At 38.2% G+C, this 15,700-nt stretch carries 17 protein-coding genes and 1 pseudogene; 14 read left to right on the top strand and 4 right to left on the bottom strand.

The annotated features are described in order from the left end of the window. Positions 1 to 72 precede the first annotated feature (72 nt). From yfmF to ACVRWY_RS00945, 9 genes and pseudogenes are all read left to right on the top strand, one after another. A complete protein-coding gene (yfmF, locus tag ACVRWY_RS00985; protein WP_354367127.1) occupies positions 73 to 1,320 on the top strand; it encodes an EF-P 5-aminopentanol modification-associated protein YfmF in 1,248 nt (415 codons plus the stop codon). Then, on the top strand, positions 1,320 to 2,600 hold the full coding sequence (gene yfmH, locus ACVRWY_RS00980; protein ID WP_354367128.1) for an EF-P 5-aminopentanol modification-associated protein YfmH: 1,281 nt from the start codon (positions 1,320 to 1,322) through the stop codon (positions 2,598 to 2,600). Before yfmF ends, yfmH begins: the two co-directional genes overlap by 1 nt. A gap of 73 nt (positions 2,601 to 2,673) precedes the next feature. Beyond that, on the top strand, positions 2,674 to 3,528 hold the full coding sequence (locus ACVRWY_RS00975; protein WP_354367130.1) for a helix-turn-helix domain-containing protein: 855 nt from the start codon (positions 2,674 to 2,676) through the stop codon (positions 3,526 to 3,528). A gap of 15 nt (positions 3,529 to 3,543) precedes the next feature. Next, on the top strand, positions 3,544 to 4,086 hold the full coding sequence (gene pgsA, locus ACVRWY_RS00970) for a CDP-diacylglycerol--glycerol-3-phosphate 3-phosphatidyltransferase (protein WP_354367132.1): 543 nt from the start codon (positions 3,544 to 3,546) through the stop codon (positions 4,084 to 4,086). Positions 4,087 to 4,091: 5 nt separating this feature from the next. Then, complete coding sequence (locus ACVRWY_RS00965; RefSeq protein WP_354367134.1) at positions 4,092 to 4,931, top strand: energy-coupling factor ABC transporter ATP-binding protein; 840 nt, start codon at positions 4,092 to 4,094, stop codon at positions 4,929 to 4,931. Then, on the top strand, positions 4,907 to 5,749 hold the full coding sequence (locus ACVRWY_RS00960) for an energy-coupling factor transporter ATPase (protein ID WP_354367136.1): 843 nt from the start codon (positions 4,907 to 4,909) through the stop codon (positions 5,747 to 5,749). Before ACVRWY_RS00965 ends, ACVRWY_RS00960 begins: the two co-directional genes overlap by 25 nt. After that, positions 5,742 to 6,539 (top strand): energy-coupling factor transporter transmembrane component T family protein, encoded by a 798-nt coding sequence (locus tag ACVRWY_RS00955; protein ID WP_354367138.1) that lies wholly within the window; start codon positions 5,742 to 5,744, stop codon positions 6,537 to 6,539. Before ACVRWY_RS00960 ends, ACVRWY_RS00955 begins: the two co-directional genes overlap by 8 nt. A gap of 131 nt (positions 6,540 to 6,670) precedes the next feature. Beyond that, positions 6,671 to 7,216, top strand: a complete 546-nt coding sequence (gene apf / locus ACVRWY_RS00950; RefSeq protein ID WP_354367140.1) for an aggregation-promoting factor — start codon at positions 6,671 to 6,673, stop codon at positions 7,214 to 7,216. Between the two features lie 622 nt (positions 7,217 to 7,838). Then, positions 7,839 to 8,111 (top strand): annotated as a pseudogene (locus tag ACVRWY_RS00945) (transglycosylase SLT domain-containing protein); the annotation flags it as partial. Between the two features lie 15 nt (positions 8,112 to 8,126). Here ACVRWY_RS00945 and ACVRWY_RS00940 read toward each other — a convergent pair. From ACVRWY_RS00940 to sdaAB, 3 genes are all read right to left on the bottom strand, one after another. Continuing rightward, a complete protein-coding gene (locus ACVRWY_RS00940; RefSeq protein WP_354367142.1) occupies positions 8,127 to 8,756 on the bottom strand; it encodes an HAD-IA family hydrolase in 630 nt (209 codons plus the stop codon). Between the two features lie 158 nt (positions 8,757 to 8,914). After that, positions 8,915 to 9,787, bottom strand: a complete 873-nt coding sequence (sdaAA, locus tag ACVRWY_RS00935; RefSeq protein ID WP_354367144.1) for an L-serine ammonia-lyase, iron-sulfur-dependent, subunit alpha — start codon at positions 9,785 to 9,787, stop codon at positions 8,915 to 8,917. Between the two features lie 11 nt (positions 9,788 to 9,798). Beyond that, positions 9,799 to 10,470 carry an L-serine ammonia-lyase, iron-sulfur-dependent subunit beta gene (gene sdaAB / locus ACVRWY_RS00930; RefSeq protein WP_276761433.1) on the bottom strand — a complete coding sequence of 224 codons (672 nt, stop codon included), beginning with the start codon at positions 10,468 to 10,470 and terminating at the stop codon, positions 9,799 to 9,801. Between the two features lie 291 nt (positions 10,471 to 10,761). On the opposite strand from sdaAB, the gene mnmA reads away from it, so the two are divergent. Beyond that, entirely contained in the window at positions 10,762 to 11,883 is a 1,122-nt protein-coding gene (gene mnmA / locus ACVRWY_RS00925) for a tRNA 2-thiouridine(34) synthase MnmA (RefSeq protein WP_354367146.1), read from the top strand. Between the two features lie 42 nt (positions 11,884 to 11,925). Here the strand turns inward: mnmA and ACVRWY_RS00920 are convergent, their stop codons facing one another. Next, entirely contained in the window at positions 11,926 to 12,315 is a 390-nt protein-coding gene (locus ACVRWY_RS00920) for a nuclear transport factor 2 family protein (protein ID WP_024389859.1), read from the bottom strand. Positions 12,316 to 12,440: 125 nt separating this feature from the next. Between ACVRWY_RS00920 and ACVRWY_RS00915 the strand changes: the two genes are divergently transcribed. The 4 genes from ACVRWY_RS00915 (at position 12,441) to mnmG (ending at position 15,695) form a co-directional block, all read left to right on the top strand. Beyond that, positions 12,441 to 12,767, top strand: coding sequence for a winged helix-turn-helix transcriptional regulator (locus ACVRWY_RS00915; RefSeq protein ID WP_014638837.1), 327 nt, complete (start codon positions 12,441 to 12,443; stop codon positions 12,765 to 12,767). Positions 12,768 to 12,908: 141 nt separating this feature from the next. After that, complete coding sequence (locus ACVRWY_RS00910; protein ID WP_354367149.1) at positions 12,909 to 13,361, top strand: NUDIX hydrolase; 453 nt, start codon at positions 12,909 to 12,911, stop codon at positions 13,359 to 13,361. Between the two features lie 16 nt (positions 13,362 to 13,377). Then, positions 13,378 to 13,800, top strand: a complete 423-nt coding sequence (locus tag ACVRWY_RS00905) for an NUDIX hydrolase (RefSeq protein WP_354367151.1) — start codon at positions 13,378 to 13,380, stop codon at positions 13,798 to 13,800. Continuing rightward, complete coding sequence (gene mnmG, locus ACVRWY_RS00900; RefSeq protein WP_354367153.1) at positions 13,797 to 15,695, top strand: tRNA uridine-5-carboxymethylaminomethyl(34) synthesis enzyme MnmG; 1,899 nt, start codon at positions 13,797 to 13,799, stop codon at positions 15,693 to 15,695. Before ACVRWY_RS00905 ends, mnmG begins: the two co-directional genes overlap by 4 nt. The last annotated feature ends 5 nt before the right edge of the window (positions 15,696 to 15,700 follow it).

Raw genomic sequence — 15,700 nt, 5'->3', positions numbered from 1 at the left:
TTCTAAATCTAAGTCATTATAGCATAAAAATGGTATAATGAAAGACAATAACTCTGGATAAAAGGAAGAAAAATGAAAATAGCAGAAGGTGTTTATTTACACTTTATAAAGAGTAATAAATTTAAGACAAATCATATAAAAGTCAGATTTACAGGGAAAAGAGATAAAAGAACTCTAGCACGTAGAGCTCTAGTCGCTCAAATGTTAGAATCTGTTAATTCTATTTATAGTACACAGCAGGCTTTTAGACAAGAATTAGCACGACTTTATGGGGCTAGTTTTTCGACTTCCATCTCTACTAGAGGTCTCAGCCATATGGTAGATATTAATATTAGCTTTGTCAAAGAATCTTTTTTGATGTCGGGAGATAGTATATTAGACAGCCTTCTCTCGTTTCTTGAAGCAGCTTTATTTCATCCTCTGGTATCGGTTGCTCAATACAAACCTAAGCAATTTGATATTGAAAAACAAAACTTGATAAATAGTTTGGTGGCTGATTTAGAAGATCCTTATTATGCTTCAGATCTTGCGGTAAGGGAACTTTATTTTGGTGATACTGTTTTAAAGTATTCTAAATATGGAAACCCAGAATTGATAAAAAAAGAGGACAGTTATACTGTTTTTCAAGAATTTCAGCGCATGTTACAACAAGACAGGATTGATATTTTTGTATTGGGAGAGGTGGAGGATTATCGTGTGATTCAAAAAGTGAATCATTTTCCTCTAGAAGATAGAAAAAGTAGTCCTCAATTTTCAGTCGAACATCAGTTTACTAATATAACACGAGAAAAAATAGAGCGTCGAGACACACATCAAACCATTCTCAATCTAGCCTATCATCTACCGGTAACATATGGATCCGATGATTATTTTGCTTTATTATTAGTAAACGGTCTTTTAGGAGGATATGCTCACTCTAAGTTATTTACTAATGTTAGAGAAAAAGCAGGCTTAGCTTATACAATCGCTAGTCAATATGATGTGTCAACGCAATACTTAAAAATTTATGCGGGAATAGACAGAGAAAACCGTCAACGGACATTGCGATTGATTAATCAACAATTAAGCTCTATTCGTTTAGGAAAATTTTCAAAGCGTGAGATTGAGCAAACTAAAAAGATGTTGGTTAACCAAGCACGTATCGCAGAAGATTATCTAGATAGTTTGATGGAACTTAGATATAATAAGGAAATTTATGGTGAGCAAGCTCTAGAGTTAGAAGAGTGGCTTCAAAAAATAAATACAGTTGGTAAGAAAGATATGATGAGAGTTGCACAGCAATTAAAATTACAAGCTCTTTATATTTTGGAGGGACAGTAATGACAAGGGGGTTAGAAACTTATACTTATCCAAAGTTAGAGGAAACTGTCTATTACAAACAATTAAAAAATGGGTTATCTTTATATTTGATACCACGAAAAGACTACCATGAATCCTATGCGATGTTGACAAGTTTTAGTGGCTCTCTTGACACAAAGTTGACAGGAACAAAAATACCCTTTCCAGAAGGTGTTGCTCACTTTCTAGAGCATAAATTATTTGAAATGCCAGGAGGGCGTGATGTCTTACAGGATTTTACAAATCTTGGTGCCGATGTTAATGCTTTTACAACTTTTGATCGGACAAGCTATTATTTTTCGACCAGTCAAAACTTATTAGCTTGTTTAGATTTGCTCCAAGATTTTGTTCAGATCCCCTATTTTGATGAGGAGTCTATTGTTAGAGAGCAAGGTATTATCACGCAAGAGATTGAAATGTATCAAGATGATGTTGATTATCGTCTTTATTTAGGGATTTTAAAAAATCTTTATCCCCGCACAGCTTTATCCGAGGATATTGCAGGAAGTGTGGATAGCATTAAGGCTATCAATAAGGAGGTCTTGGAATCTTTTTATACCAAGTATTATCATCCCTCTAATTTAAGTTTAGTCGTGGTAGGAAATTTCGATGTCAAGGAAGTTTACAAATCTGTCAACGAAAAACAGGAGAGTCTGAAAATTAGAAAGAAGAAGGCGCCATCACGCCCAGAAATCGAGTACTATCCTGTTGTCTCATCTTCGTCATTTGACATGGATATTGTTCAAGCAAAATTAGCTGTCGGGTTTAGATGTCGTACAGTGATTGATCCTAATTATGTGATCACTTACCGTTTGTCAATAAGGATTTTGTTTGCCTTGTTGTTTGGTATGACTTCTACACGCTATCAATCTCTTTATGAGGGAGGGAAAGTGGATCATTCCTTTGACTTTGAGGTAGAAATTGGAAAAGATTATCAGTTTGTTGTGGTGACGATGGATACGCAGGAACCTATTGTGATGTCTAATCGCATTCGACAAGCAGTACGTCAGTTTGCATCGGATCCAGATGTTAATCCAGAACATTTTGATATTGTAAGAAAAGAGATATATGGCGAATTTTTAAGAGACTTAAATTATACTGAAAATACAGTCAATCAATTTATGACGTATTTATCTCATCAGCAAAATTATTTTGACGTTCCAAATATTCTAGAAGAATTAGATTATCGGACGTTTATGAGTTATTGTCGAGCCTTTATTGATAATATAGATACATCAGATTTTGTTATTTTTCCTAAATAATAAGTCAGAAAAACTTGTAAAAATTTGTTATAATATTCTCTACATAAACGTATAGATAAAGAGGAAAAAGGTAGTGAAGCGTATAGGTGATGTTTTACGTGAAACACGAGTTAAACAAGGTTTAACACTTGAGGATATTTATAAAAAGACAAGAGTGCCTCAAGCTTATTTATTAGCGATGGAGCTAAATAATTTTGAAGCTCTCCCAAAAGATGAGGAAGAGCAAGCTTTAAGTCGTTATGCTGAGATATTAAATCTAGATTTTGATTACTTGATGCAGATTGAGCGAGAATATCAAGCAGAGCGTTCATCTTTAATGTTAGGCGATGAGACAGCTCTCACCTTGGCTGAAGCTACAAAACAGACAGAGCGACGTTTTAAGGAAAGAAGCAGTCGGACAGGAAGTAAGGACCAGAATCTGTCGTACTATCCTCTTATTATCTTAGGGACTATTGCATCGTTGATTTTGGTATTTGTTCTCTATATGATTTTGCAACAAGTGACGTCGATTGACTCATCTGAATCTAGTTCATCGTTTAGCAGTTCTCATGTTGTGACTTCAGGGACTTCTTCGCAGCAGACTAGCTCGAGTACAGAGTCCCCGACTCCTACTTTGAGTGTTGAAGGAGGGGGAGAGACTCTAACAGTGACAGCGAAAAATATGTCCCAACCTATAACAATCGAGGTCAGTCTTGACGGTGCTTCAGAAGCATGGTTTAGCGTCACTAATGCAGATATTGATGAAGCTGGTATTATTTTAGGGGAGGGGTATCCTTCTCACACCGTAACGCTTCAAGACGGTGTTTCAAATGCTGTCATTAGTTTAGGATCTGCCGATGGTGTCTCTGTAAAAATTGGTGGCCAAGCTGTAGATTTATCCAGTTTGTCAGCAACTGATGCTAGTTACATTACCTTAAATATTGAATAAAAGAAAGTTATTAAGATGATAAAAAAAGAAAACATTCCTAACTTATTGACTCTTATTAGGATTATTATGATTCCTATTTTTTTGATAGTGAGTTCTTTACCTAATAGTTTATTTTGGCATATCGTAGCAGCTGTTTTATTTGCTGTGGCCTCTTTGACAGACTATTTAGATGGTTATTTGGCACGGAAATGGAAGGTCGTGACCAATTTTGGAAAATTTGCAGATCCATTGGCGGATAAGATGTTGGTGATGAGCGCATTTATCATGTTGGTTGGTCTTGGTATGGCTCCAGCATGGGTTGCAGCTTTGATCATTTGTCGGGAATTGGCTGTTACAGGTTTGCGACTGTTATTGGTTGAAACTGGTGGTGAGGTACTAGCGGCTGCTATGCCAGGTAAGATAAAAACTGCGACACAAATGCTGGCGGTGATTTTACTGTTTTGTCATTTTAACTTGCTTGGACAAATTATGCTCTATATTTCTTTATTTTTTACTCTTTATTCAGGTTATGATTACTTTAAAGGAGCAAGTTTCCTTTTCAAAGACACCTTTAAATAACGCTTATGAAAAGTATAGAAGTTGAAAACCTAAAATTTAAATATGATAGCCATCAAGATCACTATACACTAGATGGTGTAACATTTTCAGTTGAAAAAGGAGAATGGTTATCAATTATTGGCCACAACGGGAGTGGCAAGTCCACAACGGTTCGATTAATTGATGGTCTGCTCCCTGCTGAGTCAGGGGTCATCAAGATCATGGGACAAGAATTGACGGAAAATAATGTTTGGGATTTACGTCATAGAATTGGTATGGTTTTTCAAAATCCAGACAATCAATTTGTAGGGGCTACTGTTGAGGATGACATTGCATTTGGATTGGAAAATCAAGGTGTGGCTTATGAGGAGATGCGCCAGCGTGTCAATCAAGCTTTGGAATTGGTTGGAATGACAGAGTTTAGGACACGAGAACCAGCACGCCTATCTGGTGGACAAAAACAACGTGTTGCCATAGCAGGAGTTGTTGCTATGCAACCAGATATTATTATCTTAGACGAAGCAACCAGTATGTTAGATCCTAAGGGCCGCTTAGAATTGATTGAGACTATTAAGTCTATTCATCAATCGTCAGGTGTAACCGTTATTTCTATTACGCATGATTTAGATGAGGTGGCTCTTAGCGATCGAGTTTTGGTGATGAAAAAAGGTCAAGTAGCTTTTTCTAGCACGCCCAGGGAGCTTTTTTCAAAAGGCGAAGAGTTGTTAGATTTAGGGTTAGACCTTCCCTTTACGGTAAAATTGAGTTTAGCGCTTGAACAACAGTTTTCTGGGTTTAAACCAGAGGCTTATCAAACAGAAGAAGAATTGGAACAGAGTTTATGGGAATTTATCTCCAAAATGTGAGTTATACTTACCAGCAGGGCACCCCATTTGAAGGTCCTGCTCTTTTTGATATTAACCTTGCAATTAAGGATGGGAGTTTTACTGCTTTTATCGGCCATACTGGAAGTGGAAAATCAACCATTATGCAACTTCTAAACGGCCTACTTATCCCAACAAAGGGATCTGTGATAGTCAATGAACGTACTATTACACCGACTTCTAAAAATAAGGCCATCAAATCATTGAGAAAGGAAGTTGGTCTTGTTTTTCAATTTCCTGAGAGTCAAGTTTTTGAAGAAACAGTTTTAAAAGATGTGGCGTTTGGTCCACAAAATTTTGGGGTATCAAAAGAACAAGCAGAGCAGATAGCGCGTGAAAAATTGAACTTGGTAGGTATTCCAGAATCCTTGTTTGATAAAAATCCATTTGATTTATCAGGTGGACAAATGAGACGTGTTGCGATTGCAGGTATTCTAGCCATGGAACCTAGTGTCTTGGTTTTGGATGAGCCAACTGCAGGTTTAGATCCAAGTGGACGTTTGGAGTTGATGACTTTATTTAAAGAGTTACATCAATCAGGGATGACCTTGGTCTTGGTAACACATTTAATGGATGATGTTGCAAACTATGCTGATGAAGTATATGTTTTAGAGAAGGGACGTGTCATTTTATCAGGTTCTCCTCAGCAAGTTTTTCAAGATGTGACGTTATTAGAAGAAAAACAACTTGGTGTCCCTAAAATCACTAAATTTGCTCAAAAATTGGCGCTTAAGGGGTGTCAATTTGAGCGTTTACCAATTACGTTAGAAGAGTTTATTAAGGAGGTGGGACATGGATAAATTGATCTTAGGACGTTATATTCCAGGTCAGTCTTTTATTCATCGTCTAGACCCTAGGACTAAACTTCTAGCCATGTTTATTTTTATTGGTATCATATTTTGGGCTAATAATGTCATCACAAATGTTATTATGCTTGTTTTTACTTTATTTGTTGTTTTACTTTCTCAAATTCCTTTTCACTTCTTTATTGGCGGTTTAAAGCCCATGATAGGCTTGATTTTGTTTACGACTATCTTTCAGATGTTATTTACTCAAGGTGGAACCGTTATTTGGTCCTTTGCTTTTCTTAAAATTACAGACTATAGTCTAAGTCAGGCTGGCTTGATTTTTATGCGGTTTGTTTTGATTATTTTCTTTTCAACCTTATTAACCTTAACAACCATGCCATTGAGCTTAGCTGATGCAGTAGAATCTCTTTTAAAGCCATTAGAGCGGTTTAAAGTGCCAGTACATGAAATAGGCTTGATGTTGTCATTGAGTTTACGCTTTGTGCCGACTCTTATGGATGATACGACAAGAATTATGAATGCTCAGCGGGCAAGAGGGGTTGATTTTGGTGAAGGTAACTTGATAGAGAGGGTAAAGTCTGTTATTCCTATTTTAATCCCTTTATTTGCTTCGTCTTTTAAAAGAGCTGATGCTTTAGCAACAGCAATGGAAGCACGAGGTTATCAAGGTGGAGATGGTCGTAGTAAGTTTCGTCAACTGAAGTGGCAAGGGAAAGACAGTATAAGCTTAATGATTTTGATTGGTTTGGGAATTCTTTTGTTCTTTCTTAAATCACCTTAAAACCGTCTTGTTTAAAGACGGTTTTTTATCTGTCTTCAATACAGTTGTAACATTTTTAACTAAAGCACAAAACTAAAGTAATAAAGAAAGGATATCATATAGAACATCAAGAAAAAATAAAGGAGTCTATTATGACTATCAAATCAGTACTAAATCAAAAGAAAAATTCTATCAAACTAGGAGTAGCTACTTTGGCAACAGCAGCTGGAATTTTTGCACCAGCCTTGGTTAATGCAGATAGCTATACAGTGCAATCAGGTGATACACTATCTTCTATTGCAGCCACTCATCAAACGAGTGTGGATAGTTTGGTTTCTTTAAACCAGTTGACTGATGCTAATATCTTATCTGTTGGGCAAGTTTTGGAGTTATCATCTACTGCTAGCACAGCAACAACTAATAGTAGCTCCACTTCTAGCACAACAGAAATTGTAACCACAAGCAGTTTGAGTGCAGCTGATGCGGAAGCAAAAGAGTGGATTGCACAAAAAGAATCTAGTGGCAGTTATACAGCGCAAAATGGTCAGTATTATGGTCGTTACCAATTAACCATCTCATATTTGAATGGTGATTTGTCACCTGAAAATCAAGAAAAAGTAGCAGATAATTACGTTACTTCTCGTTATGGTTCATGGTCAGCAGCTAAGTCATTCTGGCTAGCTAATGGTTGGTATTAATAGTATAAATTCATCAGTTTTTTCTGATGAATTTTTTTATCTATTATGAAAACGTTTTTTTGTAAAAACTAAATTTTTTTGTAACATTTTTAACACAAGATCAAAATGCAGGTAACATTTAAAAGCTATGATGGATAACGGAAAAGAAAAAGGTAGGATAAAAAATATGCGTCGTAAAGAATTACATTTGGCTAAAGTAAAAAGAATGAAACTACTAGCTACTATAGCTAGTCTATTACTTACTTGTTTAGTGGCAGTTTTAACAGTTCTTGGACAAGAAAAAGTTTCTTCTAAGTCAGAAAAAAATTTATCAGTAACTTCCACTAGTAGTTTAAATAAAAAATTATTGGTTGAAAGTGCAAGTTCTCAGAAAGAGAGTACTTCTGTACCTGTACCTGTATCTGTATCGGAATCAGAGGTAGATATGGCTGATGTCACAATGTCAGATGATACTAATACTTTGGTGACCTCTACAGAAGCAACGCAGAGCGCATCAGTTACTCAGGCTACAGATATTGCTCCAGTCTATGTAGAGCAGGTGGCTTATTCCAATAGTGCAGAACAGTCCGTTACTCCACAAACGACAGTTGCTTATAGTCAAGCCTCAGCTCCAGTCCAGCAAACAGGTTATGTGCTTAGTAATGGAAATACAGCGGGTACAGTTGGCAGTCAGGCAGCAGCACAGATGGCAGCAGCAACAGGCGTTCCACAATCAACTTGGGAATATATTATTGCGCGTGAATCAAATGGTAATGCAACTGCATCAAATGCGTCGGGTGCTTCTGGTCTCTTTCAGACTATGCCAGGATGGGGCTCGACAGCTACTGTGCAAGATCAAGTTAACGCAGCTCTAAATGCTTATAATGCTCAAGGTTTATCTGCCTGGGGTATGTAAAAAAGCCTTTGAAACTTATATAGTTTCAAGGGCTTTTTTGATATCAGAAGGTTGTTTAATGACAGCATTTGCTTGTGCTAAATCTTTAGATTGTCCAAATCCCCAAGTTATGGCAATGGTCTTGATGCCTATTGTTTTTCCACCAATAATGTCAAATTTGGTATCTCCAATAATACAAGTTTCATGCGATGTCAGATGATAATCATTTATAACCCGTTTGATAATATCGGCTTTGATAAAAGCTGTTGGTGTAGAACCATAGATAGCTGTAAAGTAGTTGTCAAGTTTAAAATATTTCATCATAAGAGTGGCCATTTCTTGATTTTTACTTGTTGTGATAAAAAGTTGATAGCCAGACCTCACTAACTCTTCCAAAGCCTGCACGATTCCCTCATAGACAGTAGCCTCATAAACACCTGTTTCTTGATAATAGCGTCTATAGGTTTGAATGGCAAGTTTAATAAACTCAGGGTTTGGATTAATTGTTTTAAAAGTGGTTTCAAGAGGAGGTCCTATGAAACTCTGAATGGTTTGATCATTTGGTACAGGCAGTCCAAGCTCCTTAAAGGTTTTGATAAAACAGTGTCGAATGCCTGGACTACTGTCTAACAGAGTGCCATCAAGGTCAAATAGTATTGTTTTCATTGTTTCCTCCTGTAAAGACAGTGTAAAGGTGATTGTCAAGGTGTAAACTTTTGTGCATGAGATTAAACCTTAATAAAAAGTATTTCTATTAGATGGTTTATAAAAAATAGGGATGTTAAACGCAGTTTGATTTAGTCTATTTCATCAAGTCAACGGAATTATTTTCCAAAAATTTCTTTGGCATAACGTTTTCCAGTAGGTGTAGCGGCGAGACCTCCTTCAGCTGTTTCACGAAAAGCAGTAGGGAGGCTAGAGCCAACATGATACATCGCATCAATTACCTCGTCAACTGGTATTTTTGATTCAATTCCAGCTAAAGCCATGTCAGCCGCGACAAATGCAAAGGAACTACCTAAAGCATTACGCTTGACACAAGGGACTTCAACAAGCCCAGCAACAGGATCACAAATCAATCCTAAAAGGTTTTTTATCACAAAAGCTACAGCTTGACTTGCTTGGTAAGCAGACCCACCAGCTGTTAAGACAAGGGCAGCAGCACTCATGGCAGCGGCAGACCCAACCTCAGCTTGACAGCCACCTTCTGCACCAGAGATAGAGGCGTTGTTGGCAATGACAAGACCAAAAGCACCTGCTGAGAATAGAAAATCAAGCTGTTCTTTTTGGTTAAGTTGGAGTTTTTGGGTAGTCGTTGATAGGACTGCTGGTAGGCAACCAGCACTACCTGCTGTAGGTGTTGCGCATACCAGTCCCATTTTGGCATTTAATTCATTAACGGCCATGGCATTTCGAACAGTCATCAATATTGTGGTATCGGATAAGGTAGGTCCTTGTTGGATGTAACGATCCATCTTTAGAGCATCTCCTCCAGTGAGCCCACTGATAGACTGACGATTATCTAGCCCTTTTTGAACAGAGTCAAGCATGACATCAAGGTTTTTAGACATTAAAGAAATGATTTCTTCTTTGTGGCGACCAGAGAGTTCCATTTCAGTGGCAATCATTAAGTCAGCAACGCTACCATTATGGTAATCATCTGCTTGTTGGACCAATTCTTTTATGGAATAAAACATAGTAATCCTTTCTAATCAAAGTAAGTGACATTATGTAAATGAGGGATATTTTGGATATCTAACATTGCTTTTTCACAGTCTCTAGAATCCACTTCAATAATCATAATGGCTTTCTCGCCAGCTTTTTCACGTGTCACGTTCATTTGGGCGATATTGATGTGTTGTGAGGATAGGATGTCGGTGACTTTAGCAATCATTCCAGGAATATCTTGATGGACAATAATCAAGGTTGGTGTATTCATCTTTAAAGAAACAGAAAAACCATTAAGTTCAGTGACTTGAATATTCCCTCCGCCGATAGAAACTCCAGTAATACTCATGCTCTTATTTTCCTTTTTGACCGTAATTTTAGCTGTATTGGGGTGAGGAGTATTACTTTCTTTGTTGAGTTTCCAATAGACTTTAATGCCTTTTTGATGAGCAATCTCAAGGCTTTTAGGAATCCTAGGGTCGTCTGTTTCCATTCCTAGAATCCCTGCAACTAAAGCTAAGTCAGTCCCGTGTCCTCTATAAGTTTTGGCAAAGGAATGATAGAGTTCAAACTCAACTTCCTCTGGAATATCGTGAAAAATTGAGGCGACGACTCTTCCTATGCGCACTGCTCCTGCTGTATGACTTGATGATGGTCCAATCATGATAGGGCCAATAATATCAAAAACGGATTGAAATTTTAGTGCTTTCATCATTTTATCTCCTTTTTTAACGCAGTTTTATTATAACAAATTATTGAAGAGAATAAAAAATGACATCGTTTAACGCTTGCATTCCAGATACATCGTGATATAATGTTTAGGCGCAAGTTTTGCGTTTCAAAATCGACCTTCAAATCGAATTTTGATGACTTAGATCATACTGCTAAGTTAACATTGAACCTGAGCAAAAAGGTCAAGCTTAACATTTTAGAGACGGAAAATCTTAAATGTTTTTGGTATTGATTTTAAGCTGAGGTATCTTATATTGATGGGAGAAGAATAATGAGTGATCACTCTAAAACACGTGTTGTTGTTGGTATGAGTGGAGGTGTTGACTCATCTGTTACGGCTCTTCTTTTAAAAGAGCAAGGTTATGATGTTGTTGGTGTTTTCATGAAAAACTGGGATGACACAGATGAATTTGGGGTCTGTACTGCCACAGAAGATTATAAAGATGTGGCAGCTGTGGCAGACCAAATTGGTATTCCTTACTACTCTGTCAACTTTGAAAAAGAGTATTGGGATCGTGTATTTGAGTATTTTCTGGCAGAGTATCGAGCAGGACGTACACCAAATCCAGATGTCATGTGTAATAAGGAAATTAAATTCAAGGCTTTCTTGGATTATGCTATGAATTTAGGAGCAGACTATGTTGCGACTGGTCACTACGCTCAGGTGTCACGTGACGAAGATGGTACCGTTCATATGCTACGTGGAGCAGATAATGGTAAGGATCAGACCTATTTCCTTAGCCAATTATCACAAGAACAATTGCAGAAAACCATGTTCCCTTTGGGGCATTTGCAAAAATCTGAAGTTCGCGACATTGCTGAGAAGGCTGGTTTAGCAACAGCTAAAAAGAAAGATTCGACAGGAATCTGTTTTATCGGTGAAAAAAACTTTAAAGAGTTCCTCAGTCAGTATCTACCTGCTCAAAAAGGCCGTATGATGACGGTTGATGGTCGTGACATGGGAGAACATGCAGGCTTGATGTATTACACCATTGGACAACGTGGAGGGCTTGGTATCGGTGGACAAATCGGTGGGGACAATACTCCGTGGTTTGTTGTCGGAAAAGACCTATCCCAAAATATTCTCTATGTCGGCCAAGGTTTCTATCATGAATCTCTTATGTCAACCTCTTTACAAGCAAGTCAAGTCCACTTTACACGTCAGATGCCAGAAGAATTCACTTTGGAATGTACAGCTAAGTTTCGTTATCGTCAACCAGATAGTCAAGTGACTGTCAAGGTGAAAGGGGACAAGGCAGAGGTCATCTTTGCAGAGCCGCAACGGGCGATCACACCAGGCCAAGCTGTTGTTTTCTATGATGGACAAGAATGCTTGGGAGGAGGTATGATCGACATGGCCTATAAGGATGGAGAGGCTTGTCAGTATATTTAATCAAAAATAAAAGCTTAGCACCCTCATGCTAAGCTTTTTATCTTATCCCCAGAAAGCATCTTCAGCTTTTTGGTCGGCTGAGAAGAGCCAAACTTCCTTGATTTTGCCATCTTCCATACGGAAAAGATCGATGCCATTCATGTTTAGTTCTTCACCATCTGTTCGAGTACCGAGAAATGTTACGTTAGCGGCAACAAGAGTATCATTATCGGATACCCAGTTTGTCACTACTTTGAAAGTTCCATTTGTTTTTTCGGCGAAAGTTGCTAGATGTGCTCCGAGTACTTCCTTACCAATTTTAGCACCAGATGTTGAATGATTTCCGGGTTGATGCCAGATAATGTCATTAGCCATTGTTTCAAAAAGAGCTGCAAAATCACCAGCGATGAGAGCATTGTTATAGGCATTAAAAATTTCCAAGTTTGTTGACATTTGATGTCCTCCAATTTTTTTGATATAGTACAATTATAGCTGAAGCATTCCATTATGCAAGTAGGTACTTTTGCATTTGTTGGTATCAAAAGTGATACTATTGTGATAAATAAAGGAGAATTTTTTTGAAAAAAGTTAGTGAATATGGTATTTGCCCTTTTGCAACAACACAAAAAGTCTTGACTGGTAAGTGGGGATTGGTGATTATCTACCAACTCAGTACAGGAACGAAACGCTTCAATGAATTACAGCGACTGATTCCAGGTATTACTCAAACCATGTTAACAAGGCACCTTAGACAATTGGAGGAGGATCGCATTATTAGTCGCACGGTCTATGCAGAAGTCCCCCCTCGTGTAGAGTATAGCTTGACTGAGATGGGCGAAAAATTTCGTTCGGTACTGGATGCTGTTGAGGCTTGGGGCTTAGAATATATTGAAACGTTAGCGTAACACTAGATTTGAAATTCTACAAATCTTTTGATAGAATAAGAGTAACAATTATCATGATGGTCAAAGCTCATGGGAATTGTAGGCTTTTTTGTCCTGCAATTTTCGAGAGTTTTGGCTATTTTTTGCGATTGGGGAGAGAAGATGGATTTCAGAACGAGACACGACAATCAAATCTTCGGTGTTCGTGCGACGGGATTGTTAGTAAAAGATGAGAAACTATTTCTTGTAAGGGCACCGGAGGGGAACTATTACACCTTGGGTGGTGCTATTAAGCTTGGCGAAACAACCAAAGAGGCTGTGCAACGGGAAATGCAAGAAGAACTTGGAATTGATGTGGAGGTTGGACCGCTAGCTTTTATTGTTGAAAATCAGTTTAACTTGCAGGAGAAATCTTACCATCAGATCGAATTTCTTTATCTTGTTACCCCACTGTCTGAGCCAGTTACCTATCTGGAAGAAGGTGATTCTATCCGCCAGTGTGAGTGGATTGCTTTTACAGACTTGAAAAATCTTGACCTCAATCCTGCTTTTCTCAAGACGGAGCTAGCTGGCTGGAAGGGACAGTTGCAGCATTTTGTTAATAAGGATAATTAGAAAAAAGGGAGGAACCATGCCTGTCAAACTGATTGCCCATGTTTTACTGACTGTTGCAGACAGTCACCTGATTATTCAACGTTCTCAGATTAAGCGTGGCAACCCCAATGTTTTTCCTCAATATTGGGATATTCCAGGTGGTCGTGTCGAGGAGAATGAATTGCCTCGTGATGCTGCTGTTCGAGAATGCTTTGAAGAGACTGGCATTTCGATAGCCAAGGAAAATCTGACCATTATCCATGAAGATAGTCAGCTTGATAAAGAGAAAGAGGCGGTGTTTACAAGGCTGGTCTATGAAGTGACACTTCCGGAACAGCCCAAAACAATTCTTCTTGATCCAGAAGAGCATACTGATTTTCTATGGATTACTAGCCGCGATGAAAACAAGAAAAACTTAGTTCCATATCTCGATGAAATTTTAGAAAAGAGGAAAATATGACATATACATTTACTGAAGATTATGATGTTATTGTAATCGGTGCAGGACATGCAGGAGTTGAAGCTAGCCTGGCTGCTAGTCGAATGGGGTGTAAGACTCTATTAGCAACGATTAATATTGATATGTTAGCTTTTATGCCTTGTAATCCTTCGATTGGAGGATCAGCTAAAGGGATTGTTGTTCGTGAAATCGATGCCTTGGGTGGAGAGATGGGCAAAAATATCGATAAAACTTACATTCAAATGAAAATGTTAAATACTGGCAAAGGTCCAGCAGTTCGTGCGCTTCGTGCCCAAGCTGATAAGGCACTTTATGCTCTTAGTATGAAACGGACAGTTGAAAATCAAGAGAACCTAACCCTTCGTCAAACGATGGTAGATGAAATTTTAGTGGAAGATGGTAAAGCTATTGGGATTAGAACAGCAACAAACCAATATTTTTCAGCTAAAGCAGTTGTTGTAACGACAGGAACGGCTCTTCGAGGAGAAATTATTTTAGGAGACTTGAAATATGCTTCAGGTCCTAATAACAGTTTAGCGTCTGTGACATTGGCTGACAATCTTCGTGACTTAGGCTTTGAAATTGGGCGTTTCAAAACAGGGACACCTCCAAGGATTAAAGCTAGCTCGATTGATTACAGTGTTACAGAAATTCAACCAGGAGATGAAACACCAAATCATTTTTCATTTTTATCAAAAGACGAAGATTATGTTACAGACCAAGTGCCCTGCTGGTTGACTTACACCAATCAAAATAGTCACGATATCATCAATAATAATTTGCACCGTGCTCCCATGTTTTCAGGAATCGTAAAAGGGGTTGGCCCACGTTATTGTCCTTCTATTGAGGACAAGATTGTTCGGTTTGCAGATAAGGAACGCCACCAACTCTTTTTAGAGCCAGAAGGACGGGATACTGAGGAAATTTATGTCCAAGGACTTTCCACGAGTTTGCCAGAAGACGTACAAAAGGAGTTGCTCCACTCTATTAAAGGCTTGGAAAAAGCTGAAATGATTCGTACCGGATATGCAATAGAATATGATATCGTCTTACCTCATCAGCTGCGTGCAACTTTAGAGACTAAGCTAGTGTCTGGTCTTTTTACAGCAGGACAAACCAATGGTACATCAGGTTATGAAGAGGCAGCAGGTCAAGGTTTGATTGCTGGGATTAATGCAGCCCTGAAAGTTCAAGGCAAACCAGAGTTAATTTTAAAACGTAGTGACGCTTATATTGGTGTGATGATTGATGATTTGGTGACAAAAGGGACACTGGAGCCTTACCGCCTCTTAACTAGTCGAGCAGAGTATCGCTTGATTCTTCGTCATGATAATGCAGATATGCGACTTACCCCCATTGGTCGTCAGGTTGGTCTGGTTGATGATCAGCGTTGGACCTACTTTGAAATTAAGAAGAACCAATTTGATAATGAGATTAATCGCCTAGAATCTATAAAATTAAAGCCTGTCGCAGCAACTAATAAAAAAGTGGAAGAAATGGGCTTTAAACCCCTAGCTGATGCTGTGACAGCTAAAGAATTTATGCGACGTCCAGAAGTGAAATACCAAGATGTGGTTTCTTTTGTTGGCCCTGCAGCTGAGGATTTAGATGCGAAGCTCATTGAACTGATTGAAACAGAAATTAAATATGAGGGCTATATCAATAAGGCCTTAGACCAGGTTGAAAAGATGAAGCGCATGGAAGAAAAGCGTATTCCAAGTAACATTGATTGGGATGCAATTGACTCGATTGCAACAGAAGCACGTCAGAAGTTTAAGAAAATCAATCCTGAGACCATTGGTCAAGCCAGTCGAATTTCTGGGGTCAATCCAGCAGATATTTCTATCTTGATGGTTTATTTAGAAGGGAATAATAAAGCGCGTCGGAAGAATTGATAGAT

The organism is Streptococcus porcorum (assembly GCF_053203725.1).
This window is presented reverse-complemented; position numbering and strand designations above follow the sequence as displayed.